General features: G+C 73.4%; 1 protein-coding gene. It reads right to left on the bottom strand.

Going from position 1 to position 2,300, the window contains the following annotated elements:
* Window positions 1-195: 195 nt before the first annotated feature.
* A partial coding sequence (locus FE633_RS45620) for a S41 family peptidase (RefSeq protein ID WP_171060401.1) occupies window positions 196-2,300 on the bottom strand: 2,105 nt, incomplete at its 5' end.

The following is a 2,300-nucleotide window of genomic DNA, read 5'->3' as shown; positions in this document are numbered from 1 at the left end:
GCGCGGGGGAAGGGGTTTCCTCGCCCCCGCCGCCCCTACCCGTCCCATCCCGTACCTGGGGGCTCCGCCCCCAGACCCCCGGGAAATTCAGCCCCTCCGGCGTTTGAGGAGCGGGGTCTGGGGCGGAGCCCCAGGGATGGGACGGGTAGGGGCGACGGGGGCGAATAACCCCGCCTCAGGCCGGCGCACTGCCCGTCACTCACCCCCTGGCAACGGCGGAGCCGTCTTCGCCGGGTTTTCCGCGAGCGCGGCCAGCGCGATGCGGATCGCCTCGTCGAGCTGGGCATCACGCCCCGCCGCGTAATCCTGCGGTGCCTGGACGACCTCGACGTCGGGGTCGACACCGTGATTCTCGACGCCCCACTCGTAACCCTCCAGCCAGAAGGCGTACTTGGGCTGGGTGACGAGTGTGCCGTCGACGAGCCGGAAGCGGCTGTCGATGCCGACGACGCCGCCCCAGGTGCGCGTACCCACGACCGGCCCGATCCCGAGCGCCTTGATCGCCGCGTTGACGATGTCACCGTCGGAGCCGGAGAACTCGTTGGCGACGGCGACGACGGGCCCGCGCGGCGCGTCCTCCGGGTAGCTGGTGGCGCGCATGCCGCGCGGCAGGTCCCAGCCGACGATGCGCCGGGCGAGCTTCTCGACGACCAGCTGGGACGTATGGCCGCCGCGGTTCTCGCGGAGGTCGACGACCAGGCCCTCCTTGGCGACTTCGATCCGCAGGTCGCGGTGGAGCTGCGCCCAGCCGGAGCCGACCATGTCGGGCACGTGCAGATAGCCCAGCCTTCCCCCGGAGGTCTCGTGCACGTACGCCCGCCGGTCCGCGACCCACGCGTGGTAGCGCAGCGGCTCCTCGTCGGAGATCGGGACGACCACGGCGTGCCGCGGGTCGCCGCCGCCCGAGGGCGAGACGGTCAGTTCGACGGGCTTCCCGGCCGTGCCGACGAGCAATGGTCCGGGACCGGCTACCGGGTCGACCGGCCGCCCGGAGACGGCGACGATCGCGTCCCCGGCGCGTACGGCGACACCGGGCGCGGCGAGCGGCGCCTGCGCGTCCGGGTCGGAGGTCTCCGACGGCAGGATCCGGTCGATGCGCCAACTGCCGTCCTCGTGGCGGGAGATGTCCGCGCCGAGCAGCCCCTGCCGCTCGCCGCCGCCGTAGCCGCCGCGCGGCGTGACGTACGCGTGCGAGGTGCCGAGCTCGCCCTGCACCTCCCACAGCACGTCCACCAGGTCGTCGTGCGTGGCGACCCGGCCGAGGACGGGGCGGTAGCGGTCGAGCACCGCGTCCCAGTCGACCCCGCCCAGGTCCGGCCGCCAGAAGTGGTCCCGCATGAGGCGGCCGGCCTCGTCGTACATCTGCCGCCATTCGGCGGCCGGGTCGACGGTCTGGCGGACCCGCGACAGGTCGACGGTGATGTTCGTGTCGCTCTCGTCGTCGTTCGAGGCGCGCCGGTCGCTCGGTACGACCTTGAGCTTGCCGTCGGTCCACATCAGGATCCGCTTGCCGTCGCCGGTGACCGCGAAGTGGTCGGCGTCCGAGGCGAGATGCTCGATGCGCTGCTGGACGAGGTCGTAGCGCTCGAGGTCGGTCTTCGGGTCCGGGTCGTCCGGGGTGGCGCGTGAGGCGCCGAGGACGCCGATCACCGGGTGGCGCAGCCACAGGAGCCCGTCCTTGGCGGCGCGCAGCCCCGAGTAGCGGGCGGCCTCGACGGGGAACGGCACGATGCGGTCGGCGAGCCCGTCCAGATCGATACGGGTCGTGGGCGCGCCCTCGCTGTCCGGTGTCTCGTCCTTGTCCGGCGCGTCGAAGGGGCGGCCGTGCCGCTGGGGCCCGAAGGGTGAGGGGGTGGTGGCGGCGAGCGTGATCAGGTGCGGCCGTGAACCGCCCACGAACGCGAGGTCGAAGACATGCTCGTCGTAGACGGGGTCGAAGGACCGCGCCGACAGGAAGGCGAGGTGTTTGCCGTCGAGGGTGAACGCGGGCGCGTAGTCCCGGAATCGGAGCGGGGTCGCCTCGGTCACCGACAGGTCGGCGGTGTTGGCGAGTTTGAGCTGGCGCAGCGGGCTCGGGCCGGGGTGCGACCAGGCGAGCCAGGCCGAGTCGGGCGAGAAGACGAGTCCGGTGACGTCGCCGTCCTCGCTCCGGTCGACCTCCCGTACCTCTCCCGTCTCCCGTTCGACGAGCAGCACCCGCCCGTCGTGCGAGGCGACGGCGGCGCGGCTGCCGTCGGGCGCCACGGCGAGCCCGAGCACCCGGCCGAGCTGCCCGGCGGCGAGCCGTCGCGGGGTCGCCC

The organism is Streptomyces montanus, from assembly GCF_005786655.1.
Taxonomy (GTDB): Bacteria; Actinomycetota; Actinomycetes; order Streptomycetales; family Streptomycetaceae; genus Streptomyces; species Streptomyces sporangiiformans.
The sequence above is the reverse complement of the archived record's forward strand: the minus strand, read 5'-3'. Positions and strand labels throughout refer to the sequence as shown.